The 25,096-nt window shown below is 64.2% G+C and carries 33 protein-coding genes; 20 read left to right on the top strand and 13 right to left on the bottom strand.

All coding sequences use genetic code 11. The annotated features are described in order from the left end of the window. Positions 1–80 precede the first annotated feature (80 nt). Positions 81–533, top strand: coding sequence for a DoxX family protein (locus IVB31_RS13255; protein WP_247322737.1), 453 nt, complete (start codon positions 81–83; stop codon positions 531–533). A 4-nt stretch (positions 534–537) separates the two neighbouring features. Here IVB31_RS13255 and IVB31_RS13250 read toward each other — a convergent pair whose 3' ends face one another. From IVB31_RS13250 to IVB31_RS13235, 4 genes are all read right to left on the bottom strand, one after another. Next, the gene (locus IVB31_RS13250; protein WP_247322736.1) at positions 538–1,089 is read right to left on the bottom strand and encodes a dihydrofolate reductase; all 552 of its coding nucleotides are present in this window, start codon (positions 1,087–1,089) and stop codon (positions 538–540) included. Positions 1,090–1,096: 7 nt separating this feature from the next. Next, complete coding sequence (locus IVB31_RS13245) at positions 1,097–2,140, bottom strand: polysaccharide deacetylase family protein (RefSeq protein WP_247322735.1); 1,044 nt, start codon at positions 2,138–2,140, stop codon at positions 1,097–1,099. A 164-nt stretch (positions 2,141–2,304) separates the two neighbouring features. Then, entirely contained in the window at positions 2,305–2,874 is a 570-nt protein-coding gene (locus tag IVB31_RS13240) for a glutathione peroxidase (protein ID WP_247322734.1), read from the bottom strand. A 78-nt stretch (positions 2,875–2,952) separates the two neighbouring features. Then, positions 2,953–4,701, bottom strand: coding sequence for a L,D-transpeptidase (locus IVB31_RS13235; protein ID WP_247322733.1), 1,749 nt, complete (start codon positions 4,699–4,701; stop codon positions 2,953–2,955). Between the two features lie 208 nt (positions 4,702–4,909). Here IVB31_RS13235 and IVB31_RS13230 point away from each other — a divergent pair, with 208 nt between their 5' ends. From IVB31_RS13230 to IVB31_RS13220, 3 genes are all read left to right on the top strand, one after another. Beyond that, the gene (locus IVB31_RS13230; protein WP_247322732.1) at positions 4,910–5,458 is read left to right on the top strand and encodes a CreA family protein; all 549 of its coding nucleotides are present in this window, start codon (positions 4,910–4,912) and stop codon (positions 5,456–5,458) included. A gap of 613 nt (positions 5,459–6,071) precedes the next feature. Then, on the top strand, positions 6,072–6,236 hold the full coding sequence (locus tag IVB31_RS13225) for a hypothetical protein (RefSeq protein ID WP_247322731.1): 165 nt from the start codon (positions 6,072–6,074) through the stop codon (positions 6,234–6,236). A 34-nt stretch (positions 6,237–6,270) separates the two neighbouring features. Continuing rightward, complete coding sequence (locus tag IVB31_RS13220) at positions 6,271–6,636, top strand: hypothetical protein (RefSeq protein ID WP_247322730.1); 366 nt, start codon at positions 6,271–6,273, stop codon at positions 6,634–6,636. Positions 6,637–6,639: 3 nt separating this feature from the next. Here the strand turns inward: IVB31_RS13220 and IVB31_RS13215 are convergent, their stop codons facing one another. Both IVB31_RS13215 and IVB31_RS13210 read right to left on the bottom strand, forming a co-directional pair. After that, on the bottom strand, positions 6,640–6,885 hold the full coding sequence (locus IVB31_RS13215; protein ID WP_247322728.1) for a DUF6719 family protein: 246 nt from the start codon (positions 6,883–6,885) through the stop codon (positions 6,640–6,642). 67 nt (positions 6,886–6,952) lie between these two features. Next, complete coding sequence (locus tag IVB31_RS13210) at positions 6,953–8,425, bottom strand: PLP-dependent aminotransferase family protein (protein WP_247322725.1); 1,473 nt, start codon at positions 8,423–8,425, stop codon at positions 6,953–6,955. A 74-nt stretch (positions 8,426–8,499) separates the two neighbouring features. On the opposite strand from IVB31_RS13210, the gene IVB31_RS13205 reads away from it, so the two are divergent. The 7 genes from IVB31_RS13205 (at position 8,500) to IVB31_RS13175 (ending at position 15,120) form a co-directional block, all read left to right on the top strand. After that, positions 8,500–9,225, top strand: coding sequence for a pyridoxamine 5'-phosphate oxidase family protein (locus tag IVB31_RS13205; RefSeq protein ID WP_247322723.1), 726 nt, complete (start codon positions 8,500–8,502; stop codon positions 9,223–9,225). Between the two features lie 52 nt (positions 9,226–9,277). Next, positions 9,278–10,555, top strand: a complete 1,278-nt coding sequence (locus tag IVB31_RS13200) for an ArgE/DapE family deacylase (RefSeq protein WP_247322721.1) — start codon at positions 9,278–9,280, stop codon at positions 10,553–10,555. A 261-nt stretch (positions 10,556–10,816) separates the two neighbouring features. Then, complete coding sequence (locus IVB31_RS13195; RefSeq protein ID WP_247322719.1) at positions 10,817–11,626, top strand: alpha/beta hydrolase; 810 nt, start codon at positions 10,817–10,819, stop codon at positions 11,624–11,626. A gap of 33 nt (positions 11,627–11,659) precedes the next feature. Further along, positions 11,660–12,499, top strand: a complete 840-nt coding sequence (kynA, locus tag IVB31_RS13190; RefSeq protein WP_247322717.1) for a tryptophan 2,3-dioxygenase — start codon at positions 11,660–11,662, stop codon at positions 12,497–12,499. Between the two features lie 8 nt (positions 12,500–12,507). After that, a complete protein-coding gene (gene kynU / locus IVB31_RS13185) occupies positions 12,508–13,710 on the top strand; it encodes a kynureninase (protein WP_247322714.1) in 1,203 nt (400 codons plus the stop codon). A gap of 229 nt (positions 13,711–13,939) precedes the next feature. Further along, positions 13,940–14,341: a PaaI family thioesterase gene (locus tag IVB31_RS13180; protein ID WP_247322713.1), complete on the top strand. Its 402-nt coding sequence runs from the start codon at positions 13,940–13,942 to the stop codon at positions 14,339–14,341. A gap of 167 nt (positions 14,342–14,508) precedes the next feature. Next, complete coding sequence (locus tag IVB31_RS13175) at positions 14,509–15,120, top strand: GNAT family N-acetyltransferase (RefSeq protein WP_247322962.1); 612 nt, start codon at positions 14,509–14,511, stop codon at positions 15,118–15,120. A 73-nt stretch (positions 15,121–15,193) separates the two neighbouring features. Here the strand turns inward: IVB31_RS13175 and IVB31_RS13170 are convergent, their stop codons facing one another. The 3 genes from IVB31_RS13170 to IVB31_RS13160 all read right to left on the bottom strand — a co-directional run bounded on the left by IVB31_RS13170 (position 15,194) and on the right by IVB31_RS13160 (position 16,596). Continuing rightward, positions 15,194–15,499, bottom strand: coding sequence for a hypothetical protein (locus IVB31_RS13170; protein ID WP_007591844.1), 306 nt, complete (start codon positions 15,497–15,499; stop codon positions 15,194–15,196). Between the two features lie 85 nt (positions 15,500–15,584). Beyond that, the gene (locus IVB31_RS13165; RefSeq protein ID WP_247322711.1) at positions 15,585–15,884 is read right to left on the bottom strand and encodes a putative quinol monooxygenase; all 300 of its coding nucleotides are present in this window, start codon (positions 15,882–15,884) and stop codon (positions 15,585–15,587) included. A 25-nt stretch (positions 15,885–15,909) separates the two neighbouring features. Then, on the bottom strand, positions 15,910–16,596 hold the full coding sequence (locus IVB31_RS13160; RefSeq protein WP_247322709.1) for a DUF2161 family putative PD-(D/E)XK-type phosphodiesterase: 687 nt from the start codon (positions 16,594–16,596) through the stop codon (positions 15,910–15,912). Between the two features lie 140 nt (positions 16,597–16,736). Between IVB31_RS13160 and IVB31_RS13155 the strand changes: the two genes are divergently transcribed. Next, positions 16,737–17,084 carry a GrlR family regulatory protein gene (locus tag IVB31_RS13155; RefSeq protein WP_247322707.1) on the top strand — a complete coding sequence of 116 codons (348 nt, stop codon included), beginning with the start codon at positions 16,737–16,739 and terminating at the stop codon, positions 17,082–17,084. On the opposite strand, the gene IVB31_RS13150 is transcribed toward IVB31_RS13155, so the two are convergent. Next, complete coding sequence (locus tag IVB31_RS13150; protein ID WP_247322706.1) at positions 17,081–17,761, bottom strand: SDR family oxidoreductase; 681 nt, start codon at positions 17,759–17,761, stop codon at positions 17,081–17,083. The two genes, IVB31_RS13155 and IVB31_RS13150, sit on opposite strands and share 4 nt — an antisense overlap. Positions 17,762–17,802: 41 nt before the next feature. After that, positions 17,803–18,546: a tyrosine-protein phosphatase gene (locus tag IVB31_RS13145; protein WP_247322961.1), complete on the bottom strand. Its 744-nt coding sequence runs from the start codon at positions 18,544–18,546 to the stop codon at positions 17,803–17,805. Positions 18,547–18,631: 85 nt separating this feature from the next. On the opposite strand from IVB31_RS13145, the gene IVB31_RS13140 reads away from it, so the two are divergent. Continuing rightward, entirely contained in the window at positions 18,632–18,940 is a 309-nt protein-coding gene (locus IVB31_RS13140; protein WP_247322704.1) for an MliC family protein, read from the top strand. A gap of 114 nt (positions 18,941–19,054) precedes the next feature. Here the strand turns inward: IVB31_RS13140 and IVB31_RS13135 are convergent, their stop codons facing one another. After that, a complete protein-coding gene (locus IVB31_RS13135; protein ID WP_247322702.1) occupies positions 19,055–19,258 on the bottom strand; it encodes a DUF2735 domain-containing protein in 204 nt (67 codons plus the stop codon). On the opposite strand from IVB31_RS13135, the gene IVB31_RS13130 reads away from it, so the two are divergent. The 5 genes from IVB31_RS13130 to IVB31_RS13110 all read left to right on the top strand — a co-directional run bounded on the left by IVB31_RS13130 (position 19,248) and on the right by IVB31_RS13110 (position 23,285). Then, positions 19,248–19,634, top strand: a complete 387-nt coding sequence (locus IVB31_RS13130) for a hypothetical protein (protein ID WP_247322700.1) — start codon at positions 19,248–19,250, stop codon at positions 19,632–19,634. The genes IVB31_RS13135 and IVB31_RS13130 overlap by 11 nt on opposite strands. Positions 19,635–19,795: 161 nt before the next feature. Beyond that, the gene (locus tag IVB31_RS13125) at positions 19,796–20,830 is read left to right on the top strand and encodes a glutamine synthetase beta-grasp domain-containing protein (RefSeq protein WP_247322698.1); all 1,035 of its coding nucleotides are present in this window, start codon (positions 19,796–19,798) and stop codon (positions 20,828–20,830) included. Positions 20,831–21,025: 195 nt separating this feature from the next. Then, positions 21,026–21,727, top strand: a complete 702-nt coding sequence (locus tag IVB31_RS13120; protein ID WP_247322696.1) for a GrlR family regulatory protein — start codon at positions 21,026–21,028, stop codon at positions 21,725–21,727. A 20-nt stretch (positions 21,728–21,747) separates the two neighbouring features. Continuing rightward, a complete protein-coding gene (locus tag IVB31_RS13115) occupies positions 21,748–22,431 on the top strand; it encodes a substrate-binding domain-containing protein (protein ID WP_247322694.1) in 684 nt (227 codons plus the stop codon). 32 nt (positions 22,432–22,463) lie between these two features. Next, entirely contained in the window at positions 22,464–23,285 is an 822-nt protein-coding gene (locus IVB31_RS13110) for a tetratricopeptide repeat protein (RefSeq protein ID WP_247322692.1), read from the top strand. Here the strand turns inward: IVB31_RS13110 and IVB31_RS13105 are convergent, their stop codons facing one another. Further along, positions 23,286–23,744 carry a hypothetical protein gene (locus IVB31_RS13105; protein ID WP_247322690.1) on the bottom strand — a complete coding sequence of 153 codons (459 nt, stop codon included), beginning with the start codon at positions 23,742–23,744 and terminating at the stop codon, positions 23,286–23,288. It abuts the gene before it with no gap. Between the two features lie 95 nt (positions 23,745–23,839). Between IVB31_RS13105 and IVB31_RS13100 the strand changes: the two genes are divergently transcribed. Beyond that, positions 23,840–23,989 (top strand): hypothetical protein, encoded by a 150-nt coding sequence (locus tag IVB31_RS13100; RefSeq protein ID WP_007591825.1) that lies wholly within the window; start codon positions 23,840–23,842, stop codon positions 23,987–23,989. 257 nt (positions 23,990–24,246) lie between these two features. Further along, entirely contained in the window at positions 24,247–24,951 is a 705-nt protein-coding gene (locus IVB31_RS13095; protein ID WP_247322688.1) for a hypothetical protein, read from the top strand. Positions 24,952–25,096: the final 145 nt, after the last annotated feature.

Here is a 25,096-nt window from a genome sequence, read left to right as displayed (position 1 = left end):
AACCGGCGCACGACTCTTCATACTCACCGGGTAGTTTCGTCCATTTCCGATTTCAAAAAGCCTGAGCCAAGAGGCCGATCATGCCAGCGTTCGTGACTTTCGGGCGAATCCTGTTCGCCGTGCTGTTCATCTACACGGGCGCGACCAAGCTCTTTGCCATCCAGGCGACGGCGGATTTCATCGCCACCAAGGTCGTGGTGCCGGACCTGATCGCGCCTTACGCCAAGCAGGTCGAGACGGCGACCGCGATGACCACGCCGCAGCTGCTGGCGATCGGGGTAGGCGCGCTCGAGATCATCGCGGGGCTGATGATCGCGCTGAATTTCGGCGCGCGCTTCTTCGCGATGCTGCTGATCATCTACGTCGCGGTCGCAACCTTGTTGTTCGACGATTTCTGGAACCAGGCGGCGCCCGACAACGCCAAGATGCTGGTCGACGCGCTCAAGAACCTCTCGATCATCGGCGCGCTGTTCATGATCATGGGCTACGGCCGCGCCACGCGCTCCGCCGAGACCGCCTACGGCGACGTCTGACCCGCTACGCTCGACGCCACGGCGTCACCGTCACCTCATGCGCCGCATCGAGCAGATACGGCGCGCCCGGCTTCATCCCGTGGGACGCCAGCACCTCGTGCGGCGTCCGCTCCGGTACATCCCCAAAACAGCCTTCGCCGCCGGGCAGCCGCAGATGCGGGGCTTCCGACAGCCAGAACGTGTCGTAGCGGTCCATGAACATGTCGAACACGACGGGCCCGCCGATGATCGCGGCGGTGCCGGAGGCGACGTCGGCAAAGGCGCAGGCCTCCTCGAAGCTCGCGTGATCCGGATTCCACAATGTCGCGTTCGGCATTTCAGGGTCGACGGTCAGAGCCCTGATCTTGCGGGTCAGAATCAGGCGCTTGCGCTTCGGCGAATTCGGCTGCTGCTCATGCGAATGCCGGCCGTGCACGATCAGTGCGGCGCGATCGAGCGCCTGCTCGAAGAACAGCTTGTCGCCCTCGAATTTCAGCGTCTCAGGCATGATGTGCGACGGATCAGCGAGCATGCCGTCCGCAGAGACGATGACGTAGCCTTCGAAACGGAAAGACAATTGCCGGCTATTCGGAAACGGTCGTCACCACGGAATTGACCGGCCGCGTGCTCACCGTCGGCAGCTTGACGTCCTTGAGCAGCTCCTGGTCGTATTCCGGCAGCGACGAGGCCGGGAACTTGGCGCGCATCGCCACCACCTTGTAACCGCCGGCCTTCAGGCGCTTGAGCAGCTCGGGAAGGGCTTCCGCGGTATGTTTCTGGAAGTCGTGCATCAGGATGATGCCCTTGCCCTTGCTGTCGAGCTTCTTCATCACGGTCTCGATCACCTTCTCGGGCTTGGAGGCCTTGAAGTCGAAGGAGTCGATGTCACAGGAGAAGATCGCCGTGTTGCGGTTGCCGAGATAGGTGACCATCTCCGGCGGGTGCTGGAGCGCCGGGAAGCGGAAGAACGGCGAGGGCGAGATGCCGCCGAGCGCCCATTTCACCGCGGAAAGTCCCTTCTCGATCTCTTCCTTGCGCTGCTGCTCGGTCAGCTTCTTGTTGTTCAGATTGGCGTGCGACCAGGTGTGCGTGCCCACGGTATGGCCGGCCGCGTAGACCTGCTTCAGGATCTCCGGCTCATAGGTTGCGTGCTTGCCGATGGAGAAGAAGATGCCGGTGGTGCATTCATCGGCGAGCGCCTTCAGCACGGCGGGTGTGTTCTTCGGCCAGGGACCGTCGTCGAAGGTCAGCACCACCTCCTTGTCGCGCAGGAAGTCGAGCTCCTTGAAGTGCTCGAAGCCGAAGCCGGGACCGCCCGTGGTGTCGATCTCGACCGTGCGGGCGACGCCGAGTGCGCCCGGGGTGTTGCAGGCGGCACGAGCGGGCTGCGGCGGCTGTTGCGGCGGGGGTGGGTTGACGAAGCCCGCCGGCGCGGCGGCTGCTGCAGGGGCGGGTGCCGGAGCCGCAGCGGGCGCCGCCGCGGCCGGCGTTGCCGCCGGTGCGGCTTGCGTTGCGGCAGCGGGCTTTGCGGCCGGGGTCTGCGACCATGCCGCGCCTGCCATCGCAACCGACATCGCGCTTGCCAAAACCAGAGCGCTTGCCAAAGTCAGTCCTGCCGCCACCCGCATCGTGTTGTCCTCGAGATTGATCCCGTTGTTCTGCCGTGGCTTTTCGCTTCCGGCAAAACCATCCTGCCCCTTGTGATCCTAGCCTAGATGGTGGGCCCTCGCCATTGCAACGGCTGTTTGGCGCTCCGCCACAATTGTGCCCAGCCGGATTGGGGCGCGGCCTGTCAGCTGTCGGCCAGCGCCTTGGCGATCGCCGTCTTGATCCGCGTGTCGGCCGGCTCGACCGTGGACGCAAAGATGTCGGCGATATAGCCGTCCCGGCCGATCAGATATTTGTGGAAGTTCCATTTCGGGACCTCCTTCGGTCGCGCCTCTGCGGCCCATTTGTAAAACGGATGCGCCTTTGCGCCGACCACAACGGCCTTGGCCGCAATCGGGAAGGTAACGCCGTATTGGTGGTGCGCAGTCTCCGTGATCTCGCTCGTGCCGCCCGGCTCCTGTCCGCCGAAATCGTTGGAGGGCACGCCGATGACGGTCAGCCCGCGCTGGCGAAACTCGCTCCAGAGCTCTTGCAGGCCGGCATATTGCGGCGTGTAACCGCAGAGCGAGGCGGTGTTGACCACCAGCAGCGGTCTTCCGGTGAAAGCGGCAAGGCGGATGTCGTCGCCGGACAATGCAGGGAAGGAAAAGGCGTAGGCCGAGATCCGGCTCAGGCCGCCATCGGCCAGCGCGCGCGTCGCCGGAGCAAGCGCGCCTGCAAAGCCGGTGATGAGCATGGTCCTGCGGTTCATCATGACGGAATCCCCCGGGACGCACTCTACTCCGCGACCGCGATCCGCCTGCTCAACACCGCGTTATCGGACTTGACGAGCTCAGTACAGGCGGACGATGAAATCGGTACCTTCGCCGGTCTCGCCCTGGTTGATGCCCTGGTCGGAGACGATGATCGACCCGCCGGAGGTCAGCATCTCGTTGATCTTGACCAAGGTGTCGGCGGGGATCGTGATGCGGTCGAGCGCCTCGGCCGGGCTGTCCGGTGTGAGCACCGGCTTGGCTGTAACAGGCTTGGCGGCAACGGGGATCACGGCCGCGCCCCGCTGCCGGCGTGTCATGCGGTCGTCATCTTCGCGCGCGGCAGAGCGGACGGGAACCGGCAAGGACACCACCGACCAATGCAGCGCATTGGAATCGGCCTTGTCGACTTCGGCGGTGAAGACATGCGTGCCGAGCGGCCGATCGCTCGCGGCGATCGTGATGGGCACCTCGAACAGCGGCGCAAAGTTCTGCCGTACGTAGAGCTTGGAATCCTTGCGGCTGACGAACACCGCGATCTGGCCGGCGCGCTTGGGCGCTTCAGGCTTTGCCGCGGGCGCCGGATCGGCAACGCGGGTCTCGTCCTTCTTCACGTCGGACTTGGTGGTTTCAGATTTGGCGGCGTCAGACTTGGTGGTTTCAGACTTGGTGGTTTCAGACTTGGTGGTTTCAGACTTGGCGGTTTCAGGCTTGGTAATTTCAGACTTGGCAGTTTCAGACTTCGGCGCATCTGCCGTTTCGGTCTTGGCAGCCTCCACCTTGTCGGCGGACTTGTCGGCGGCAGCCGTCGAAGCCTTGGGCGTTTCTTTGGGCGGCTCCGCGGCCTCGACTGGCTTCGCTGCAATGTTTGCGGGCTCGGCGGCTTCTTCGGCCTGTGGCTTGGCCGCGTCAGATGCCTCAGCGGTCTTGGTCTCGGGCTTTGCCGTTGTCTCGGCCTGGTCGGCGGTTACCGCGGCTTCCTCGTGGGCCGGCGCATTGCCGGTGGTCACGTCCGACATCACGGTGTGGCCGACCGACGAGCGCAGCTCGAGTACGCTCTCGGCGCTGGCGGTCTTCGTTTCAACCGGCTTTGCTTCGGCGGCTTTGGTATTGGCCGCGCCCTTGTCGGCCTTGTCGCCGACATTGGTCTGCGGCTCCAGGCTGGCCGCGGGCTGCGGCGGCACGCGCACGGAGGCGAGCAGCGGATGTGAGAAGTTCTGCGGCGACATCTGGCCGGGCGAAACGATCACGCGCGCGCCCATCTTGGTCCAGTTCCACATCTTCACGGCGAACGCCATCGGCATGCGGATGCAGCCATGCGAGGCCGGATAGCCCGGCAGCACGCCGGCATGCATGGCGATGCCGGACCACGTGATCCGCTGCATGTACGGCATCGGCGCGCCGCTATAGATGTTGGAGTGGTGGAATTTGTGCTTCTGGATGACGCTGAACACACCCATCGGCGTCGAATGGCCCTTCATGCCTGTCGATACAGGGGATTCCGCGAACACGCCGTTGGTGTCGTAGATTGTCACCTTCTGCCGCTCGATCGAGACGACGATGACGAGAGGACCTTGCGGTTTCGTGCCGACTTCTTTTTCGGCAACGATGTCTTTCTTGCCGGCGGCACCGTGCTTCTGCGGCTTCTGGCGTGGAATTTCCGGATGCCGCTCCTGCCGTCCGTAGGACCCGTCGGAATAATCCGTCCAGTAATAAAACGCTGCGTCTGCCTGGCTTGCCGTACCGATCGCACCCGCCGCCGTCAAAATGGCGACCTGCCAAAGCCTCGCCGGCTTGGCGGAAAACCTGGACCCGTTCACGCTATTCATCCTCGAATCCATAATCCAAATCAGACGTTAGTCTCTCAGAGGGGATACGCGTTCACCAGCATGGCAGTTCTGCCATCAGCTACTTTTGTCCAAACCGTAGCAAAAAAGCCTCACGGAGCGGTAAACAGCGGCCGCGTCGGCTTGCAGGTCGTCTTCCTGATCGGTCGCCTGATGCCTACATTGGTGGGACTTGTTACCGGAGAACTTCATGTCATCTCGTTTCCCCGGTCTTTCCGGCATCCGCTTGAAAGGCCTCGCTTTATTCCTCCTGGCGCTGACCGTGCCGGCGGCGTCCGCTGTCGCCGCTGACGAGCCGGATCTGATCTTCCGCCGCTCGACCGTGTTCAAATGGATGAGCCCGAACGACAAGCTCGCGACCTACGGCCTCGACGACCCCGAGGTCGAGGGCGTCGCCTGTCATTTCACGGTGCCGGAGAAGGGCGGCTTCAAGGGCTGGCTGGGCCTTGCCGAGGAGGTCTCGGACATCTCGCTCGCATGCCGACAGATCGGCCCGATCAAGTTCAAGAACAAGATGGAGCAGGGCGACGACATGTTCCGCCAGCGCCGTTCGCTGTTCTTCAAGAAGATGCAGATCGTGCGCGGCTGCGACGCCAAGCGCAACGTGCTGGTCTACATGGTCTATTCGGACAGGCTGATCGAGGGCTCGCCGAAGAACTCGACCTCGACCGTGCCGGTCATGCCGTGGGGACCGGCGGACGCAAATGTCCAGAAGTGCGGCGAGTTCTTCACTCCGTGACGCCAGCGCGGCTGACGCGCGGTTTTGCAAGATGCGAACCAGTCAGCCGCACGAATGCCTGCGGCACGGCTTCGTAACCGCGGCTTGATTGCAGCGCCATTTCGCCAGGCGAGCTGGCGCGGCTGCGAATGGGTCGTTGATCTCCGCGGCCCATCCGTTGGTCCGCATCGCGCGCCGTTGCGCGATCTCCCGCCATCATGATGGCCATCCCTCAATGAACGCCCGGTAGTGATCCGGGCTTCTCGGTTTCGATGGCTTGGGTCACAGCAGATGCGCCCCCGGTTCGATAGACCAGCCTCGTTTGGGCTTCTCTTCAGCAGAAAAACGTAAAATGCATGTGAAGCGTGGAAGGCACGAATGTGACCGCGCTCCGTGCGCAGCCCGCTTCCGATTCCGAACCAAGCTTGCCGGACGGCTTTGACCCACAGGCCGACCCGACTGAAATGATTGGGGATTTCCGTCGAATGTGTCGTCGCCCGGAACGGGACGACACAATTCTCACGGCGATGAAACCATTTTCCTCCTTTGGCGCATCACGCGCGAAACTGCCCATGGTTATCAACCTCACAACGACGACGGCGCATCGCCGGCCACCGAATTCGGAGACAAGTCCATGCGCGCGCTCAGCTTCGTCCTTGCTTTCGGTTTCGTACTCGCGGGTTCCTCGCTCGCAGGCTCGCCGGACGGCACCCTTCCAGGTGTCGGCACTTTCCAGTACAGCGGCTCGCCCATCACGACCACGGCGCCGCAGCCGATCGTGGTCGCCGCGCGCTTCTGATCGCCAACAAGAAAATCAGCCGATAAAGGCCATCATGCTTGTCCGTTTCTGCGCTGCGGCGTTCATATCCCTTCTGACAATGAGTGCCGCTGAGGCTCAGGTGCGCGGCCACTCCCGACTGCCGGATCCCCGCAGCGAATTCGTGCGTCAGTGTGCGCCGCGCATGCTCGGGCGCTGGGAGCATCCGGAGGAAGTCTGCGGCTGCCTGCATGACCATGCCGCCGCGGTCGTCGAGGATCGGGATCTGCGCGAGGCCCTGCTGCGCGGCATCAGCGAGACCGGCGTGCCGACGATCGAGACCGATTGGGTGCCGACGTCCAAGCAAGGCGAGATCGGCCCCACCTTCACCAGGATCGCCAAGCCGACCCTGCAATGCATGTTTGATCCGGCCAAATCGTAGCGGTCACTTCGTTTTCGGGCCGAGGCGCGGCACGCAGGCGCTGGTCCGCGCCACGCCCTTGTCGGTCATCCTGGCGCCGCGCACTTCCTTGACCTGTCCGGCGGGACAGGTTCCGTCATCCACCTGCACGCGCTGGCCGAGCTTGAGATCGACGATGTCCTGCTCGCGTCCAACCGCGCCTGCGCGTGCCGCCGTGGCGAGCGCAATGGAGATCAGCAGCGAGAGGCAAGTCGCACGGCGCAGCAGCATGGTGTGAGGTCCCGGCATCGATGCCGCAATGTAGGCAGCGGCAGCCGATTCTCATAGGAAACGTTGGTCAGGCCCGCCGGGCCGACTTGTTCCTCACACGCAAGGCTGCGCGCGATTCCCGCGCCAGCCGCTCGGCCGATGCCACGAGCTTCGGAACCGCGTGGCCGGAAAATCCCAGCACGAAACCGGGCAGGGGACGCGCGCGTGAATAGGTGTCGGCCAGGAGCCAGCCTTCGGCGCCGGCGGTCCGCTTTGCCTCTGCCGCCACCGACGGATCGACCGAGGGAGCGAACCGGGCGACAAGATGCAGACCCTGGGATGGAACCGGCACCGTCAGTACGCCGTCGGATGCGGCTTCCAGAGTCTCAGCCAGCGCGTCGCGCGCCTCGCGATAAAGCTTGCGCACCCGCTTCAGGTTCGCGGCGAACGCGCCCGAGTTGAGCATGTCTGCCACAGCGCCCTCCATCAGCGTGCCGGGAAACCGGTCGAGCGCGGCGCGCGCCGCCGTGACGTCCGAGATCAGGCGCTCCGGCAGCGCGCAATAGCCGATGCGCAAGCCCGGAAACAACGTCTTGGCAAAGGTGCCGAGGTAAATCACGCGCTGGAGGTGATCGATGCCGGCAAGCGACATCAGCGGCGCGCCGTCATAGCGGAACTCACTGTCGTAATCGTCTTCCAGCACGAAGGCGCCGGCCTGCCTCGCCCAGTCCAGCAGCTCGAGCCGCCGCGGCATCGACATCTGCACGCCGAGCGGAAACTGGTGCGACGGAGTCACGTAGGCCGCGCGCGCGGACGGCGCCGCAGCACGGCCCCTGGCGACACGCATGCCATACTCGTCGACGGGAACGGACACTGCGCGGTAGCCGCAATGCGCGATGGTGTTCCGCGCGGCGGGGTAGCCGGGGTCTTCGCACCAGACCTGGTCGTTGGGCTTGAGGATCGCGCTCAGCACGATGCGCAGTGCGTGCAGCGTGCCTGACGTCAGCATGATCTGATCGGGATCGCAGCGCAGGCCCCGCGCCGACAGCAAATGATCGGCGATAGCCGCACGCAGCTCGCGGCTGCCGCGGGGATCGCCATAATGCAGATGCTCTGCACCGAAGGCGCGCATGCGGCGGCCGACGAACGCGCGAAAACGCTGCACGGCGCGCTCGTCGATATGGGTGCAGCCGAGCGAAAACGCGCCTTGGCCGGGCGTTTCGACGACGGCCTTTGGCTTTCGCGGCTCGACCGCACGCGCCGGAATGCGCGCGGCGACGAACGTACCGGAGCCGACGGTCGCGTCGGCAAAACCGTCGGCGATCAGCCGTTCATAGGCGGTGACGATTGCGTTGCGCCGAAAGCCGGTTTGCTTGGCCAGCGTGCGTGACGGCGGTAGCGGTTCGCCGGGCTTCACCAAGCCCGCCACGATCATCTCGCACAGCGCCTGGTAAAGCCGGTGCGCCGACGAGGCGCCGGCCGTGATGTGCTGGCCGGTCAGGTCGAGCGGCAGCTCGGCCCTGGCCGGCGAGCCAACGGAATTGGTCGGAATTTTTTGCATGGAATTGGCACTATCGCAGACCAAATCCGCGGCTACAACTGTTGTGGAAGTGTATCAATTCACAGGAGTTGGCCGTGAGCCAGGTTGAGACCCAAAATTCCTATCCGACGTCAGCGCGCAACCAGGTGAAGCGCCGTCACGACCGCGGCTTCTACGATCACGACACCGTTCATCGCATCCTTGATTCCTCGATGCTCTGCCACGTCTCCTACGCGATCGACGGCCAGCCCTATTGCACGCCGACCTTCTTCTGGCGCGAGGGGACCAAGCTCTACTGGCACGGCTCGAGCGCCAGCCGCATGCTGCGCAACCAGACCAGGGGCGAGCGCGTCTGCCTGACGGTCGCCCATCTCGACAGTCTTGTGTTGGCGCGCTGCGGGTTCAATCACTCGGCCGACTACCGCGCCGTGATGGCGTTCGGCACCGCCTATCTCGTCACTGATCCCGAGGAGAAGAAGCGCGCGGTGATCGCGATGGTCGATCGCTTCTTCCCGGATCGCACGGCGAGCCTGCGGGCGAGCAACACCCAGGAGATCAAGGCGACGTCCTTCATCGCGATGGAGATCGAGGAAGCCTCGGCCAAAGTCCGCGCCAAGGGTGTCGCGGACGACGACGAGGACTACGAATTGCCGATCTATGCCGAGCGCATTCCGGTGCGCACCGTGCTGGGCGCGCCCGAGCCATGCCCGCGCCTGCTCGACGGCGTGAACCGGCCTGCGACGCTCGCTGGCTATTCGGAAGGCCGACTGCTCGAAGATGCATTGCGGGATGCATATTTTGTGGAGTACCCGAACGGCTGAAATCGGCTAGCTTGCGCGCTCCTTGAACCGTTCGAATGCCTGGAGTTGCCTGATGAATGCCGAAACGCAGCAGAGGATTCTTGACGCCGTTGACGCCGGCTTCGAAGCCCAGCTTGCGACCACGCGCGATTTCGTCGCGATCCCCTCGACCCGCGGGGCGGAGGGACCGTGCCAGGACATGATCGGCGACCTCCTGCGCGCGCGCGGCTATGAGGTCGACGACTGGCACATCAATGTCGACGACCTCAAGGATCTCGGCGGTTTCGGGCCGATCGAACACGATTTCTCGAAGGCGCGCTCGGTGGTCGGGACCTATCGTCCGCAGAGCAATGGCGGTAAATCGCTGATCCTCCAGGGCCACTGCGACGTCGTACCCGCCGGGCCGCTGGAACTGTGGGATACGCCGCCGTTTTCGCCCGTCATCAAGGACGGCAAGATGTTCGGCCGCGGCGCCTGCGACATGAAGTCGGGCACCATCGGCGCGCTCTCGGCGCTCGATGCGATCAAGGCTGCGGGTTTCGCACCGACGGCGCGGATTCACTTTCAGTCGGTGATCGAGGAGGAGAGCACCGGCGTCGGCGCGCTCTCGACGCTTCAGCGGGGCTATCGCGCGGACGCCTGCTTCATCCCTGAGCCCACCGGCGGCAAGATGGTGCGTTCGCAAGTCGGCGTGATCTGGTTCCGCCTGCGCGTGAAGGGCCATCCGACCCACGTTGCCTTCGCCGGCTCCGGCGCAAACGCCATCATGGCGGCCTATCATCTGATCCAGGCGCTGCAAAACCTCGAGATCGACTGGAACGAGCGCGCAAAGGCCGACCGTCACTTCAAGACGCTGAACCATCCCATCAACTTCAACCCCGGCATCATCAAGGGCGGCGACTGGGCCTCGAGCGTGCCGGCCTGGTGCGACGTCGACTGCCGGATCGCCGTGTTGCCGGGCTGGTCGATCGCCGATCACCAGAAGGAAATCACGGCCTGCGTTGCGGCTGCCGCGCGCAACCACCGCTTCCTCGCCAACAATCCGCCGGAGATCGAATGGTCGGGCTTTTTGTCGGAAGGCTATGAGCTGACCAACGCCGCCGCGCCCGAAGCGGCATTCGGCAAGGCCTTCAACACCGTCTATGGCGGCGAAGTCGAGGACCTCGTCTTCACCGCGCTCACCGACACCCGCTTCTACGGCCTCAATCACGGCATCCCGAGCCTCTGCTTCGGCGCCAGCGGCGGCGAGATGCACGGCTTCAATGAATTCGTCGATCTGGACTCGCTGAAGAAAGCGACCAAGGCGATGGCACTGTTCATCGCGGATTGGTGCGGGGTGGAGAAGGCATAAGTTTTGGTGTCCCGGACGCGGCGCAGCGCGGAGCGTGGCGCCGCAGAGCCGGACCCATATCGCCGCACGCGCTGGACCCCGGTCCAGCAGCGCACCGTTGCACGCTACGCTGCGCCCGGGGAACGCACTAGACAATCTTCGCTGCCCAATCCACCGGCGCCGCCAACTCCTTTAAGCTTAAAATAAAGACTAGGATGCCGGTCGTGCCAGTGGCAGAGTATTGCCAGGTCCACAAGGCCTGAGTCCGTCGAGGAAATCACGATGCGCGATTGGGACGATGCGTACGCCAATTCGGCTCATATCCCGGGCTCCGGCCAGCTGCCGGCACTGTGGGCGGAGCGGGCGGCGGCTTATCGCGCCGGCCTGAAAGACTTTCGCGCTGACATCGCCTATGGCTCCGGCGAGCGCCAGCGCCTCGACCTGATCCTGCCCGACGGCGATAGCAAGGGCCTCGTCGTGTTCGTCCATGGCGGCTACTGGATGCGCTTCGACAAGTCGACATGGACCGATCTTGCCGAAGGTGCGCGCCGTCACGGCTGGACGGTTGCGCTGCCGAGCTACACGCTGACGCCGGCCGCGCGCATTTCCGACATCACTGCCGAAATCACCGCCGCGGTCGCCAAGGCGGCTTCGCTCGTCGCAGGCCCGATCCGGCTCGCCGGCCACTCCGCGGGCGGCCATCTCGTCATGCGCATGCTGTGCGACGACAGCCGGCTCGACCCCGCGGTCTACAACCGCATCGCCGGCACGCTCTCGATCAGCGGCCTGCATGATCTGCGTCCGCTGCTCAAGACCGGGATGAACGAGACGCTGCGGATGACGATGGAGGAGGCGACGCTGGAAAGTGCGGCGCTGCATCTGCCGCGCGGGCATTCGCCCCTGACCGCCTGGGTCGGCGGCAACGAGCGGCCCGAATTCATCCGCCAGTCCGATCTGATGGCCAATGTCTGGACCGGATTCGACGTGCCGACGCGCCTCGTGGTCGACCCCGGGCTGAACCATTTCACCGTGATCGACGGGCTCAAGGACCCGTCATCGCCAATCACCGCGCGCCTGATCGGCCTCGACTGACGAGGCCTGGAAGATCGATCGAAAGGGCCTGCCATGACGTCCAGCGACTACGATCCCGCAAGTGAAGGCGCCGAGACCGATTTCGCCCGGCGCATGTCCTATGGCAACTATCTGGCGCTGGACGCCATCCTCGGTGCGCAGCATCCGCTCTCGGAGGCGCATGACGAGATGCTCTTCATCATCCAGCATCAGACCACCGAACTCTGGATGCGGCTCGCCATCCACGAGCTCAGCGCCGCCCGCCGCGCGATTGCAAAGGACGAGGTCGCTCCCGCGATGAAGATGCTGGCACGGATGTCGCGCATCTTCGAGCAGCTCAACAGTGCCTGGGACGTGCTGCGCACCATGACACCCAGCGAGTATACGCGCTTCCGCTCGCAGCTGGGCCAGTCCTCTGGCTTCCAGTCGCGTCAGTACAGGCTGATCGAGTTTCTGCTCGGCAACCGCAACCACGCCATGCTCAAGCCGCACGCGCACAATGTGGAAACCACCAAGCTGCTCGAAGCCGAGCTTGCGACTCCAAGCCTGTACGACGAAGTGCTGCGGCTCGCCGACCGCAACGGGCTCAAGATGCCGGCCGCTGTGCTGGCACGCGACGTCCGCGAGACCCATAGCTTCAACGAAGGCGTGCTGCAGGCCTGGCGTATCGTCTACGAGGCGCCGGAAACGCACTGGATGCTTTACGAGGTCGCCGAGAAGCTGGTTGATTTCGAGGATTATTTCCGGCGCTGGCGTTTCAACCATGTGACGACGGTCGAGCGCGTCATCGGCTTCAAGCGCGGCACGGGCGGCACCGGCGGCGTCAGCTATCTCAAGCGCATGCTGGAGATCGAGCTGTTTCCCGAACTCTGGCGCGTGCGCACGATCCTGTAGAGATGTCCATGACCAAGCTTCGCGTCTACGACGACACCAGGGCACTGTTCCATCTGCCTGATGGCCTGATCTATCTCGATGGCAATTCGCTGGGCGCATTGCCGCTCGGGGTTGCCGAGCGCGTCAACCGCGTCATCACCACCGAGTGGGGCAATGAGCTGATCCGCGCCTGGAACAGCGCGGGCTGGTACGCGCAGCCGCGTCATGTCGGCGATCGCATCGCGCGGCTGATCGGCGCGGAGGCCGGCTCGGTGATGGTGGGCGACACGCTGTCGCTGAAAGTCTACCAGGCGCTCGCCGCCGCGCTCGATATGAACGCCTCGCGCAAGGTCGTCCTATCGGATACCGGCAATTTCCCGACCGACCTCTACATGGCCGAGGGCCTGATCGCGACGCTCGGGCGCGGCCATCAATTGCGCCTGGTGGCGCCGGAGGAGATCGAGGCTTCGTTGTCGGAGGAGGTCGCTGTCCTCTACATCACCGAGGTCGATTACCGCACCGGACGCCGCCACGACATGGCAAAGCTGACTGCCAGAGCGCATGCGCTCGGCATCGTCACGGTCTGGGATCTCGCGCATTCGGCCGGCGCGCTGCCGGTTGACCTTGCAGGCACCGGCGCTGATTTCGCCGCCGGCTGTACCTACAAATACATCAACGCCGGTCCCGGCGCGCCCGCCTTCCTCTACGTCGCGCCCCGCCACGCCGACAGCGTGCGCGCCGCTTTGTCGGGGTGGATGGGACACGCAAAGCCGTTTGCGTTCGAGCTTGGCTACGCGGCCGCAGGCGGCGTCGAGCGCATGCGCGTCGGCACCCCGCCGGTGCTGGCAATGGCGGCGCTGGAGGCCTCGCTCGACATATGGGACCGCGTCGATATCGCGGAGGTGCGGGTGCGTTCGCTGGCGCTCGGCGATCTCCTGATCGAGGAAGTCGAGCGCCGCTGCCCGTCTCTGAAGCTGGTCACCCCGCGCGCGCACGAGCGCCGTGGCTCACAGATCTCCTTCGCCTTCGACGGCGGCTACGCCGCCATGCAGGCGCTTATTGCGCGCGGCGTCATCGGTGATTTCCGCGCGCCTGACATCATGCGGTTCGGCATCACGCCGCTTTATGTCGGCGAAGGTGAAGTCATGAGGGCGGCCGAGATCATCGAGGAGGTGATCGCAGACGAGGTGTGGCGCCGGCCGGAATATCAGGTGATGAACGCGGTGACGTGAGGAAGGCCGCTCGCATCGCGCACGGCCCGGATTTTGCTCCAGCCCTTTCGCGCGCGGCTGCGGGACGACCTTCATGCCACAGCCTGAGGCGAGGATGACGTCGGGCGCTGCCTCACGCACCGTGCGCAAACGCGACGACCAATGTCACGGCGATGATGACCTCGGACGTCATTGCTTTGCCGCGCGGAGCAATTCACGCTGTGACCAGAATGATTTGGGAGGAGATCCGATGACGCCGCTCGAGACACTTAAAGCGATGAAGATGCCGTTCGCCGAGCTCAAGGGCGTCGAGTTCGTCGAGGCCGAGAAGGACCGCGTGGTGGCGCGGATGACGGTCAGGCCCGATCTCTGTACGCTTCATCACACCATTCACGGCGGGGCGGTAATGGCACTGGCCGATTCCGTCGGGGCGGCGGCGACCGTGATCAATCTGCCGGAGGATGCCAAGGGCACGACCACGCTTGAGAGCAAGACCAACTTCATCGGAGGGGCCAAGGAGGGAACCACGGTGATCGCCACGGCTACGCCGGTCCACCGGGGGCGGCGGACCCAGGTCTGGACCACCCGGCTGGAGACCGAGGACGGCAAGCTGGTCGCCGTGGTGACCCAGACCCAGCTGGTCCTCGTATGAATACGGGGGCTTGATTTTGTTAACGAATTAGTCGCGCCGGTGCCCGAAACTTGAGCAGGTTCTCGTCTTGAAAAATTTGTTGCGACGCACAATATTGGAGGCCTAGGGATTCGAACGCCTCCTCGAGGGATACCAAGAGGAGTTTTGACTTGTCACTCGAAGCAGATTTGGCACTTGAAGATACCAGCCGCACGAAGTCCGTTCAGGGCTATGTGCGGACCTTGAGCCAGCAGGAAGAATTGCCGCTTTTGCGCGATCACCTGCTGAGGCTCGATGCCGGGAGCCGGCACGACCGTTTCAACGGCTTTCTCGACGACAGCTTCATCGAGCGTTACGCCGCCCGCTGCGCCGAGGACGGCACCGTGATCGTCGCCTACATCGTGGATGGCGTGGTCCGCGGTGCGGCCGAGTTGCATCCGCCGGAGGATGGTTCGCTGCCCGAGGTCGCCTTCAGCGTGGAAGCCTCGGCGCGGCGCCAGAACGTCGGCACCGTGCTGTTCAGCCGCCTGATCGCGGAAGCGCGCTGGAAGGGTTTCAAGCGCCTGCGCATCACCACCGGCGCCGAAAATCATGCGATGCGGGCGCTCGCCAGGAAGTTCGGGGCGCATCTGCAATTCCGTCATGGCGAATCGACCGGCACGATCGATCTCGCCAAGGCGCCTGAGGACGAGCTCGCTGATCTCGCGGCCTCGCCATTCACGGCCGGGCGCGCTCTTCTCAGCTTCAACTCGACCTGCTGGAAGATCATCTCCAGCATCTATGGCTATCGCGCCGCCTGAAAAAGCCGACTGGAATCAAAAAGCGGACCGGCAAAACCGGTCCGCTTTTTATTGGAAATAGGGAACTACGCGCTCAGGTGCCGGTGCGCTTGTCATTGCCGAAGCGGCGCACGACACGGCGTTCGACCACCACCGAGCGCTGTGCGCCCTGTTCGCCGGCGATCACGCGGGTGGAGGTGATGCGGCTGTTGGTGCGAACCTGTTTCTTGACCTCGGCTTGGACGACATCCAGCGGCATGCCCATCAAGGCTGCCGCGATCTCGGCCTGCTGCTCCTGATCGTCGGTGATGCCCACGGCGGCGAAGATCGCCTCGTCCAGGGTCGGCGGATCGTGGCGCACGCGCCGCGTGCCATATTTGGTATTCCAGTCTGCGTTCATAACGGCCTCGTTTCGATGCCGGGATACCTAGTGCTGTCCATGTTGCATTGCAATATGAATTTCGCGTGGCAGCTCAGCTATGCACTCACAGCTTCTCGAGCCTACTGGCGTCATATAACGCGAGCGTGGCCGGCGCTGTGACGAGTGAGCGCAGGACGCGCACGAACTCGCCGGACGCAGGTACCGCAAAGTGGGTGGCGAGCGCGGCGCGGTCTGCCCATTGCTCGAAGAACACCAGCCTGAGCGGGTTCTCGCAGTCGATATGCACTGCATGTGAGATGCAGCCGGGCTCCTGTCGCGACCGATGAACGTGTTCGAGGCTGAGGCGGCGGGCCTCGTCGAACGTCTCGGAGCGGACCGTTACGCTGCCGGTCACAACGATCATACGATGTCTCCCGAAATCGGTTGCGCTAGGGCGGGGATGCCTCGCGGGCGCTGTCATTCACCGGTGCCTGCGGCCAGCGTTTCAGCGCCGCGCGTCCGGCCTCGGTCAGCCCGTAGATTCCCCGCTCGGTGCGTTCGAACCAGCCATACACATTGTTAAGCATGATCTTGCCGGCATCGGGGCAGCGTTGGCGCAATTCGCTCACGCGCCGCGGGCCCGAAGCGAGTTCCGAGGCACAGGCCAGCGCCTGCTGCCGATAGGCCGTCATGATGGGTGCGCGGGTGCTGCCGCCGAGCACAGGATCTCCCTGGCGGCGCTGATGCTCGGCGACGAGGCGCGAACGGACCTTCGGCTCGCGGCGCGGGGCCGCCGTTGGCGGCTTCACGAGCACCTCGACCTGGCCGCGGTCAGTCACTCCGAGCATACCGAAGCCGAGGCGACGGCAGAGATTGCGATAGCGTGCATCGCTCTCGCGTCCCTTGCCGCGCACTGACATTCTTGCGGCTATCCAGACCTCATCGCCGGCGGGCGCACGGTCGACCGCCTGGAGGATCAGTTCCAGATTGAAGGTAACCTTGAGCTCGCCGATCACCACCACGGGTGGATCGCCGGCGCTGAGGCCGACAAGATCGCAGCCACCGATCTCGCCCTTGACGGTGAAGCCGAGCTCTTCGAGGAAGCGTTTGACTGGCAGATAGAGCGCGGTTTCCAAGGAAGCTTCCGATTTTGGCGGCCGATCGGAGAATCAGTTTCGGGCAGCTTAGCCCGGAACGCAGTTGTGGCTCTGCGCCATTTGATCGGGAACCGATGGTGCGGCTATCCTGCGGTCGGGACAGTCAGGCGCTGGCAAAGATGACAATCAAGAACGGGCTCTATCACATCCGCATCGAGATGCTGGATGCCGTCCAGGGCGGCAATCAGGGCGTCATGGTCCTGCGTGACGGCACCATGCGGGGTGGCGATTCATTCTTCTTCGCCTACGGCAGCTACACCTCGGCCGACGGCAAGTGGAAGGGCGAGCTGACCAACGAGGAGCATTCACCCTCGTTCGACGAGCGCCCGGTGTGGGGCCGCAAGGTCGTGACCATCGGCTTCAGCGGCACCTACAATGAGGAGACCGCGTACGGCGAGGGCATCGCGCTCGCCGGCAAGCAGAGCATCCGTTTCAAAGGCAATCTGCGCCTGCTGGTGCCGGACTAAACCCGCCCGCTCACCGGGATCAGCGCGCCGGTGACACCGCTCGCGGCGTCGCTGGCGAGGAACAGGATGACCTCGGCGAGCTCCTGCGGCGTCACCCATTTGGAAAAGTCGGCTGTCGGCATGTCGGCGCGGTTGGCCCTGGTGTCGATGATCGATGGCAGCACTGCGTTCACGGTGACCTTGCCTTTCCACTCGCTCGCCAGCGCCTCGGTCAGGCGATGCACGCCGGCTTTCGATGCCGCATAGGGGCCCATGCCGGAGCCGGCCTGAAGCGCGCCCATGGCGCCGATATTGACGATGCGGCCGGTGCTGGATGTCGCGAGATGCGGCAGCGCCGCGCGCGAGGCGTTGAGCGCCGTCAGCACGTTGAGCGCATGCATGCGCTGCCACGTCTTGATGTCGCCATCGCCCACGGTCTCGAAAGCGAAGCCGCCGGCGATGTTGATCAGCGCATCGAGCTTGCCGAAATGTCTTGCTGCCGCCTCGACCGCCGTCTGCGCTTGTGCTGCGTCGGACAGATCGACGCCGCCGATCTCGATGCTTTCAGGGCGCGCGGAAATTTGCGAGGGCGCATGATCGATGCCGGCAACGCGTGCGCCGCGCGACTGCGCTGCCTCGGCCACGATTTTTCCAAGTGCGCCGAGCGCGCCGGTCACGATCAGAACCTTGCCTTGCATCGTCGTTCTCCCGGCACGGCCGCTTGAGGTTTAAGGACCAGTTACGATTGCAGATAACGCGCCTTCAGCGCGGTCTGTTCGGCTGTGCCGAGCTTGAGGCCGTCGCGCAAGTAGGTTTCGAGATCGCCGTATTCCTTGCCGACGGCTTCGAAAGCCGCGGCAAGATACGAGGTCTCGACATTGCCGATCGCATCGAGGACGTCGGCGGGAAGATCGGAGGCATGTGATGCATCGCGCTTGTAGTGCTGGTTGGTCAGCAAATAGTCCTCGGCGATGACCTCGTCGGCGACACCGAGCGCATGCAGGATCAGGGCGCTGGCAAAGCCGGTGCGGTCCTTGCCGGCCGTGCAGTGAATGACGAGAGGCGCACGGTCCTCCAGGAGATGACCGAACAGGTTGCGGAAGCTCGCCGTGTTGTGGCGCACGTAGTTGCGATAGGATTCGCGCATGAGTTCGAGCGCGAACGGCGCGGTCAGCGTGCCCCGGGCGAGTTCGGCGCGCAACGCGGCCACGACCGTCGGCTCGATCGGCAGTGAATGCACGGCGATCTCGTTCACCACGCAGACACCCGCCGCGCGCTCCTCGACGCCGCGAAAGTCGAACGCGCTTCGCACGCCGAGCGCGCGGACGATCTCGATGTCGGCGGCGGTGAGCTGGCCAAGATGGTTGGAGCGGAAGATCTGCCGCCAGCGGGTCGTGCGGCCATCTGCGGCCGGATAGCCGCCGAGGTCGCGAAAATTGCTGGCGCCTTGCAGGGCGAGATGGCGGGCAGGGGAATCTTGCAGAGGGGGGACTTGCATGAGATCAGCTTGGGTTATGTTCCATGGGACGCACGAGGGGCGTCCTCGAGATCTAATACAGGGGGCGATCATGGGCCGGCACAAGGCCATTCTTTTGGCGATCACGGTTCTGGGCGGAATGATCAGTGCACGGCAGGCCGATGCGCAGACGTTCCGGTCCTATCACTGCGCCGATGGTACGCGGTTCATCGTGGGATTTTATGACGCCGACAAGCGCGCCTTCCTGCAGATCGACGGCGAGCCCGTTACCCTCGCTAAGCGGCTGACGGTTTCTGGCGCGCGCTATTCGGGGGCGGGGATCACGCTTGTGATCGGCAAGACCGGGAGCACCACGGTCAGGCATCTGAAGCGGCCGGTGACGGCCTGCGCCGTGATCTGAACGGCCTCGTTCACGCAAAGAATCAAAAGGGCCGAAACCTCGTTGTTTCGACCCTTTTTCAAACTGTCGCCGGTCGCTCGAAAGAGCGCGGCGATATCAAACCAGCCACAGGCATCAGCGATCCCATTTCGGCTTGGCCTCGTCGACCGCGTCCTGATGGTACCAGCTGCCGCTGCAGATTGTCTCGTTCACGGGGGGGGAGACGCGATCGGCGGGAAGGCCAGCTTGACCGTAGCGGCGCCCTGCGAGCGCCGCGCGGCCCCCGACAGGGAATTGATAGATCGTTGCAGATTCGTGACTCAGACCATTGTTCATCATTTTGATTTCTCCTCCGGCCCAGGCGCTTACCTCCATGGTGCGCCCGACTCGTTCGATTGTGGTTACCGGAATCCCCATATCGGCCGCGCATCACCAAATGCAAAGTGCTGAAAAGGAAATCAGTTGCAGCCCGTTTTCTAGGCAGAAAGCCTTCTGCATTACCCAAGGCACCGTGGCAGTGACTAACGTGTGGGCCATCCCAAAGGTTGCTGGGCCAGACGGACAACTTTGCGAAAATTGCTGGGCGTTGATGCGCGTTTCATCGGCAACCTCCGGCAACGGCCGGCGTGCTCCAGAATCAGGCGTTTTCCGCGGGATTTTTGCGGTGCAGCTTCACGCAAAGGTGCGCCGCTATGACGCATGTCGCTGGGGATGATTTGCTGGCGGAGGGTCCCCCCGGCCGCGGTTGAAAACGTCCCGCGCTGCGGCCTTTTGGCACGTTAAATGCTTGTAAAAAGTCGGCCGATGTTGGCCGGGTAAACAATCGTGCGGGGGCCTTGGGGCCCCCACCTTTCGCATCATCTACAGAGAGGCTCAATGACCAAGTACAAGCTCGAGTACATTTGGCTCGACGGATATACGCCGACTCCGAACTTGCGCGGCAAAACTCAGATCAAGGAATTCGCGTCGTTCCCGACGCTTGAGCAGCTTCCGCTCTGGGGCTTCGATGGCTCCTCCACCCAGCAGGCCGAAGGCCACAGCTCCGACTGCGTGCTGAAGCCCGTTGCCATCTATCCGGACGCCGCGCGTGAGAACGGCGCGCTCGTGATGTGCGAAGTCATGATGCCCGATGGCAAGACCCCGCACGCCACCAACAAGCGCGCGACCATCCTCGACGATTCCGGCGCCTGGTTCGGCTTCGAGCAGGAATACTTCTTCTACAAGGACGGCCGTCCGCTCGGCTTCCCGGCCTCCGGCTATCCGGCGCCGCAGGGCCCGTACTACACCGGCGTCGGCTATTCAAACGTCGGCGACGTCGCCCGCAAGATCGTGGAAGAGCATCTCAACCTCTGCCTCGCGGCCGGCATCAATCACGAAGGCATCAACGCGGAAGTCGCGAAGGGCCAGTGGGAATTCCAGATTTTCGGCAAGGGCTCCAAGAGGGCCGCTGACGAAATGTGGATGGCCCGCTATCTGATGCTGCGCCTCACCGAGAGCTACGGCATCGACATCGAGTTCCACTGCAAGCCGCTCGGCGATACCGACTGGAACGGCTCCGGCATGCACGCCAACTTCTCGACCGAGTACATGCGCACGGTCGGTGGCAAGGAGTACTTCGAGGCGCTGATGGCGGCCTTCGACAAGAACATCATGGACCACATCGCCGTCTACGGCCCGGACAACGACAAGCGTCTGACCGGCAAGCACGAGACCGCGCCGTGGAACAAGTTCAGCTACGGCATTGCCGATCGCGGTGCTTCGATCCGCGTTCCGCACTCCTTCGTCAACAACGGCTACAAGGGCTATCTGGAAGACCGCCGTCCGAACTCGCAGGGCGACCCATACCAGATCGCTTCGCAGATCCTGAAGACGATCGCGTCCGTGCCGACCGAGCAGAAGGCCGTGGCCTAAGATCCTCCCGGCCCGGGCTGGGGGGCTGGCCCGGGTTGGACTTCAATCCGCCGGAGCTGAAAGGCTCCGGCGGATTTTTGCATTCTGATGACAGCCGTCCTGTGGTTCGGCAAACCTCGATCGCGCGAAACTTGTCTGTCGTCGCGGAAAGAGGGATAGAGTGCGTCTGGATGCGCGCAGGGCCGGGGACGGCTGGTGTTTGAAGGCTTCTACAAGGTGAGATTTCAGCTCGGCGACGGGGTCGGCCGGAGCGTGATGCATGCCGGCAACGGCAAGATGCTCGGCGGCAATTCGGCCTTCGCCCATATCGGCACCTACGCGAAGACCGACGCCGGCATCGACGTCGTGATCCACACCGTCCGCCACAACCCTGACCCGAACTACCGCGCCATGGCCGGTACCGACGATGCGACCCTGCTTGCCAAGGGCTGGGCCGACGGCGATCTCTATCGTTTCAAGGGCGAGCTCAAGGAGCTGCCCGGTGTCCCCTTCCAGTCGTTGATGACGCCGATCACGGAGGACGAGGTGCCGATCGCCGGCGGCGTCGGTGAGGCCGGCATCGCCGATGGCCTGTATTCGATCCACCTGCGCATGCTGGACGGTCTCGACGGCGGCCTCACCGGCGTGATGCTGCTCAACAAGGGCCAGATCCTCGGCGGCGATGCGTCGTTCTATTATCTCGGCAGCTACAGGGCTGCGAACGGACGCTGGAAGGGACAGCTTCTCAACCAGGAGCATACGCCGGCCAAGGACGATCCGATCTTCGGCGGCCACGAGGTCGGCATCGGCTTTTCCGGCACTTATGATGCCGAGCAGGCGGTGCTGGAGGCAACGGCACTCGCCGGCAAGCGCAGCCTGCGCCTGACCGCCGCGCTCAAGTTGATGCACCGCGCCTGATCGCTACCTGGGAATTGCACATGGAAAAAATTCGCCTGCTCTCGACGCTCGGCCTGATGGGCGCGATGCGCAGCCTGTCCTCGACCTTCGAGGCGGCTCACGATATCCATGTCGATTCCGATTTCGCACCGACCCTGGCATTGCTGAAGCGCCTGCGCGACGGCGAGGCCGCTGATCTCGTGATCCTCACCCGCGAGGGGCTCGACGAAATGATCGGCGAGGGGCGCGTGGTCGCGGGGACCACGGCCGATCTGGCGCGCTCCTTCGTTGGCATTGCGGTGCGGGCAGGGCAGGCGCACCCCGACATCGCCACCGAAGCCGCGCTGCGCAAGACGCTGCTCGCGGCGCGGTCCGTCGCCTATTCGCGGCTGGGCGCGAGCGGGGTCTATTTCGCGCAGCTGATCGTGCGGATGGGGATCGCGGCGGAGATCAACACCAAGGCTGATATCGTCGAGCAGGGCTTTACCGCGGAGCGGCTCGTGAGCGGCGAAGCCGAGTTCGCCGTGCAGCAGATCAGCGAGTTGAAGCAGGTCGGGGGCATCGAGGTGGTCGGCCCGATCCCGCACGATCTGCAAACGCCGGCCGTGTTCTCCGCCGGCCGCATCGCCGGCGCGAAGCATGCCGACGCCGCGGACCGGCTGCTGCGCTATCTGGCATCGCCCGAGGTCGTGCCCGTGCTTCGCCAGTCGGGACTCGAGCCTTGAATTTGCCGGAGCAGAGACCCATCGTGACGCCCATGCGGATCTACCTCCTTGCCATCCTCTTCACGCTCGCGGCGCCGTTGTCGGCGCATGCGCAATCGGCCGACCTCGTCCTGTGCGACCGGGTCGCCGCCGACCCCAGCGATCCCGACAAGCCGGCGGACGTGAAGGGCGTGAGCGAGATTGCAGCCTCCGACGTCGCGACCGCGATCAGGTTCTGCAAGCAGGCCGCGCCGTCGTCGCGGCGGGCGATGTTCGCGCTCGGCCGCGCCTATGCGGCCAACCGGCAGACCGCAGAAGCGATGGCCACCTGGCGCAAGGCCGCCGACAAGGGATCGAGCGCCGCGATGGTCGAACTCGGTGTTGCCTACGGCACCGGCGCCGGCGTCGCCAGGGACGAGGCGCAGGCGCGCAAATTGTTCGAGAAGGCGGCGCAGGCCGGCAATCCCCGCGGCATCAGCAATCTCGCCGCGCTCGGCGGCACCGGCGGTGGTGCGCCGGCCGATCCCGCGCAGGCACGCGCATTGCTCGGCAAGGCCGCGGAGACCAACGCGGAAGCGCAGTACCAGCTCGGCGTGATGCTCTCCGAAGGCACAGGCGGTGCGAAGGACGATGTCGCGGCGCGCGCGCTGTTCGAGAAGGCGGCGGCGCAAAACCATCCCGGCGCGCTGGAGCGGATGGGCGCCTTCGCACAGGAAGGCCGCGGCGGGCCAAAGGACAAGGACGCCGCGAAATCCTATTACGAGCGCGCCGCAGCCCTCGGCGATGAAGACGCCAAGGCCGCGCTGGAGCGGCTGCGCTGTCCCTATGCGATCAAGGACAAGCAGGGCAAGCTCGTCACCACCCTGTGCTTCTAGCTATTTGTAGTAATAGGCGACGTTGTTGCGGGCGTCGCGATAGGTGGTCTCCAGGAAATCCGGATATTGCGCGGAGGCTTTCGCCACCGCATGCACGAGGCAGTCCCAGAAATCGCCGTCCCAGTTGAAATGCGTAAAGGTCGCGTCCTCGAACTTGACGGCGGTGATGATGGCTTGCCTGATCGCGCCATCGTCGGCTCGCGGATGGGCGCGCTTCACATAATTGAACATCGGCCCTTCATGGGCATGGTCGCGATCCCGGCGGTATTTCGCGCTGATCTGCTCCGGCGTGAGGGTGCGGTTGATGCGGACTTCTTCGGCGGTCGGACGGCCCTCGATCGAGTCGAGGCGGTAGCGCCGGCACCAGAGCTCGAAGGCCGCATCGAGCAACGGCTGCCTCGCCGCGCCGGCGATGATGACTGCGATCTCGTCTTCCGGTGATCGTTGCGACTGCTTCATGCCCGCTTTGTCGCGTGCCCGCGCCCGATGGTTCGAGGGAGCCAGGAACCGGCGCGGACACCGGCCGTTGAATCCCCGACAAGCAGGAGGCAACCATGATCCGCAAACTGGCGTCCGGCGAATACCGCCTCTATTCACGCAAGGTGAATCCCAAGACCGGCAAGCGCCGCAACCTCGGCACGTTCAGGAGCCGTGCAGCGGCCGAGAAGCACGAGCGCGAGGTGCAGTATTTCAAGCGTCACTGACGCGTGAGGAGGGCCGGCTGGGACCTGCCAAACAAAAAACTGAAAAACAACCCCATGCACAGTAGCCAAGTGATTGAAAACACAGCGCTGCGGAATTTACGAAATCCCGTTGACCCGTCGGGCAAAACAGGGGCATGATGGCATCATGGCAGCGCGTGGCTTCGCGAATGGCCCTGCGCGGAAAAGCCGGATGGCCTTGGTGCGGCGGTGATGCTAGGTAGCCCGTGATTACCTTCTGATTTTGCGGGCCAATTGCATTGCTGGATGGACTCTACAAGGTTGAATACGGCATCCACGATGCCTTCGGGCGCAGCATCATGTGCCTGCATGACGGCAAGATGCTCGGCGGCAATTCAGCCTTCGCGCATCTCGGCACCTATTTTGAGCGCGACGGCGAGATCGTCGCCGAAGTCATCACCGAGCGGCATAACGACGATCCCCATTACAAGCCGCTGATGGGCGCCGACGTCGCCTCGATTGGCGCGCGCGGCCGGCTGATCGGCAACCAGATCCGTCTCCAGGGAAGCGCGGACACCATGCCGGGCGGCCAATTCTGGGCCAATCTCACGCGGCTCGACGACGAGGCGTTGCCGCCGAGCGGGGCGGTCGGTCCCGGCGGCATCGCCAACGGGCTCTATGGGATGAGCCTGCGCGCGCTCGACGGCGTCGATGCCGGCCTCTCCGGCGTGATGCTGCTGATCGACGGCCGCATCCTCGGCGGCGATGCGTTCTTCTATTATCTCGGCTCCTACTCCTCGGCGGACGGCCGCTGGAAAGGCGAGATGCTCAACCAGGAGCATACGCCGGCGAAAGGCGAAAACCCGGTGTTCGGCGGCTATGAGGTCGGCATCGGCTTCTCCGGGAGCTGCACGGCTGATAGCGGCGAGCTCGAAGGCATCGCGCTCGCCGGTAAGCGCAGTTTGCGGCTGGCGGCCTCGCTCAAGCTGATGCGAAGGGCGTAGGGCGAGCGCTCACAAATGTGGGATGTCCGTTTCTTGGGGTAAAGCAGGCACACCCGACCGATACCGGCACTTCGCCTTTTGACCCGGAGCCGAACTTCGGCTCTACTGTATTTATTCGCTTGTCTCGCCGTGAAGTTCTGCCTTG

The sequence above is a fragment of the Bradyrhizobium sp. 21 genome (assembly GCF_023073335.1).
Lineage (GTDB): Bacteria > Pseudomonadota > Alphaproteobacteria > Rhizobiales > Xanthobacteraceae > Bradyrhizobium.
The sequence above is the reverse complement of the archived record's forward strand: the minus strand, read 5'-3'. Positions and strand labels throughout refer to the sequence as shown.

Bases quoted from the DNA above. Each gene is read 5' to 3' on its own strand.
- IVB31_RS13245 (WP_247322735.1), bottom strand. From the start codon at position 2,140: ATGCGGGTGGCGGCAGGACTGACTTTGGCAAGCGCTCTGGTTTTGGCA.
- IVB31_RS13100 (WP_007591825.1), top strand. From the start codon at position 23,840: ATGATCCGCAAACTGGCGTCCGGCGAATACCGCCTCTATTCACGCAAG.
- IVB31_RS13220 (WP_247322730.1), top strand. From the start codon at position 6,271: ATGCTTGTCCGTTTCTGCGCTGCGGCGTTCATATCCCTTCTGACAATG.
- IVB31_RS13135 (WP_247322702.1), bottom strand. From the start codon at position 19,258: ATGATGAACAATGGTCTGAGTCACGAATCTGCAACGATCTATCAATTC.
- kynU (WP_247322714.1), top strand. From the start codon at position 12,508: ATGACCAAGCTTCGCGTCTACGACGACACCAGGGCACTGTTCCATCTG.
- IVB31_RS13255 (WP_247322737.1), top strand. From the start codon at position 81: ATGCCAGCGTTCGTGACTTTCGGGCGAATCCTGTTCGCCGTGCTGTTC.
- IVB31_RS13125 (WP_247322698.1), top strand. From the start codon at position 19,796: ATGACCAAGTACAAGCTCGAGTACATTTGGCTCGACGGATATACGCCG.
- kynA (WP_247322717.1), top strand. From the start codon at position 11,660: ATGACGTCCAGCGACTACGATCCCGCAAGTGAAGGCGCCGAGACCGAT.
- IVB31_RS13240 (WP_247322734.1), bottom strand. From the start codon at position 2,874: ATGATGAACCGCAGGACCATGCTCATCACCGGCTTTGCAGGCGCGCTT.
- IVB31_RS13215 (WP_247322728.1), bottom strand. From the start codon at position 6,885: ATGCTGCTGCGCCGTGCGACTTGCCTCTCGCTGCTGATCTCCATTGCG.
- IVB31_RS13230 (WP_247322732.1), top strand. From the start codon at position 4,910: ATGTCATCTCGTTTCCCCGGTCTTTCCGGCATCCGCTTGAAAGGCCTC.
- IVB31_RS13165 (WP_247322711.1), bottom strand. From the start codon at position 15,884: ATGATCGTTGTGACCGGCAGCGTAACGGTCCGCTCCGAGACGTTCGAC.
- IVB31_RS13180 (WP_247322713.1), top strand. From the start codon at position 13,940: ATGACGCCGCTCGAGACACTTAAAGCGATGAAGATGCCGTTCGCCGAG.
- IVB31_RS13235 (WP_247322733.1), bottom strand. From the start codon at position 4,701: ATGAATAGCGTGAACGGGTCCAGGTTTTCCGCCAAGCCGGCGAGGCTT.
- IVB31_RS13200 (WP_247322721.1), top strand. From the start codon at position 9,278: ATGAATGCCGAAACGCAGCAGAGGATTCTTGACGCCGTTGACGCCGGC.
- IVB31_RS13140 (WP_247322704.1), top strand. From the start codon at position 18,632: ATGGGCCGGCACAAGGCCATTCTTTTGGCGATCACGGTTCTGGGCGGA.
- IVB31_RS13105 (WP_247322690.1), bottom strand. From the start codon at position 23,744: ATGAAGCAGTCGCAACGATCACCGGAAGACGAGATCGCAGTCATCATC.
- IVB31_RS13195 (WP_247322719.1), top strand. From the start codon at position 10,817: ATGCGCGATTGGGACGATGCGTACGCCAATTCGGCTCATATCCCGGGC.
- IVB31_RS13150 (WP_247322706.1), bottom strand. From the start codon at position 17,761: ATGCAAGGCAAGGTTCTGATCGTGACCGGCGCGCTCGGCGCACTTGGA.
- IVB31_RS13170 (WP_007591844.1), bottom strand. From the start codon at position 15,499: ATGAACGCAGACTGGAATACCAAATATGGCACGCGGCGCGTGCGCCAC.
- IVB31_RS13155 (WP_247322707.1), top strand. From the start codon at position 16,737: ATGACAATCAAGAACGGGCTCTATCACATCCGCATCGAGATGCTGGAT.
- IVB31_RS13110 (WP_247322692.1), top strand. From the start codon at position 22,464: ATGCGGATCTACCTCCTTGCCATCCTCTTCACGCTCGCGGCGCCGTTG.
- IVB31_RS13210 (WP_247322725.1), bottom strand. From the start codon at position 8,425: ATGCAAAAAATTCCGACCAATTCCGTTGGCTCGCCGGCCAGGGCCGAG.
- IVB31_RS13225 (WP_247322731.1), top strand. From the start codon at position 6,072: ATGCGCGCGCTCAGCTTCGTCCTTGCTTTCGGTTTCGTACTCGCGGGT.
- IVB31_RS13115 (WP_247322694.1), top strand. From the start codon at position 21,748: ATGGAAAAAATTCGCCTGCTCTCGACGCTCGGCCTGATGGGCGCGATG.